The sequence below is a fragment of the Polaromonas sp. P1_E3 genome, from assembly GCF_056405935.1.
The window spans coordinates 1-623 of record NZ_JBFUBD010000812.1 but is presented as its reverse complement, the minus strand read 5'-3'; the positions used below and the strand labels follow the sequence as shown (position 1 = coordinate 623).

The window sequence follows — 623 nt, the reverse complement described above, 5'->3', positions numbered from 1 at the left end:
TGCCGCGCGACCATGTGGAGGTGCTGGGCACCTTGCCGACCTACGTCACCGGCACCGCTTTCATCATCACGCCGGTCGTGGCGCTGGTGAAGCCCGGCTTCGTGCTGCAGCCCAACCCCGGTGAAGTCGCAGATGTCTTCGAGGTGCCGCTGGGCTACCTGATGAACCCGGCCAACCATCGCCGCCACGAGATGGAATTCGACGGCGCCCTACGCCAATGGCTTTCCATGCCGTACTCCGACCCCTCCATGGAAGGTGATGGCAACGAGGCCAGGGAGCGCTATATCTGGGGCGCGACGGCTGGCATGCTGCGTAATCTCTATCGTTTTCTGAGCGCATAGGCCCACCCCCGTCCAGGCTCACTAGCGTGTAGCCCGTTCCCCCCTTCCAGGGGGCGGCGCCTGGGGCCGGCAAAGCCGGACCCTCGGCCCCCGCTGGTGAAATACCTCAGTCACGAGTCGTACCCAAAGAATTCTTCAAGCCAGCATGAGCCGTGGAACCGGCTGTGCCGGGCCGCAGGCGGGCGGCCCCCGAGGGGCTGGAGCCCGCGGCTCCAAGCCTGCCTGCGCAGGCTTGGACGGGCGACAGAGGCGAAGCGTCTCGCGAGCCGCGGCCTGCAAGGC

The 623-nt window shown here is 66.9% G+C and carries 1 protein-coding gene; it reads left to right on the top strand.

All coding sequences use genetic code 11. The annotated features are described in order from the left end of the window. Nucleotides 1–341 (top strand): NUDIX hydrolase (locus AC1D0Z_RS23680; protein ID WP_477660555.1); only part of this gene is annotated, 341 nt, incomplete at its 5' end. Nucleotides 342–623: the final 282 nt, after the last annotated feature.